The sequence below is a fragment of the Luteibacter sp. dw_328 genome (assembly GCF_018449605.1).
GTDB lineage: Bacteria > Pseudomonadota > Gammaproteobacteria > Xanthomonadales > Rhodanobacteraceae > Luteibacter.
This window is the reverse complement of sequence record NZ_JAAVUW010000021.1, coordinates 1-221: the sequence shown is the minus strand read 5'-3', so window position 1 is coordinate 221 and position 221 is coordinate 1. Positions and strand designations below refer to the sequence as shown.

Genomic DNA, 221 nt, shown 5'->3' with positions numbered 1-221 from the left:
GCCCAGCTGTTCGTGCCGAGAGCGACCGCATTGGCACTCTCGAGGCCGAACAACCCGAACCCTGTTTCGGCGAAGTTGCCGATCGCGATGCTGCCTTCGCCCGATGCGCTGGCACCGGCACCGATCGCCGTCGAGCCCGCGCTGTACGCCGTCGATCCGAATCCGTTGGCGACCGACTGATCACCTGCGGCGGTCGCCTGCGAACCACTGGCGGTCGAGAA

At 67.0% G+C, this 221-nt stretch carries 1 pseudogene; it reads right to left on the bottom strand.

Features of this window, described 5'->3' with window-relative positions:
• Positions 1 to 221: pseudogene (locus tag HB634_RS22775) on the bottom strand (adhesin); the annotation flags it as partial.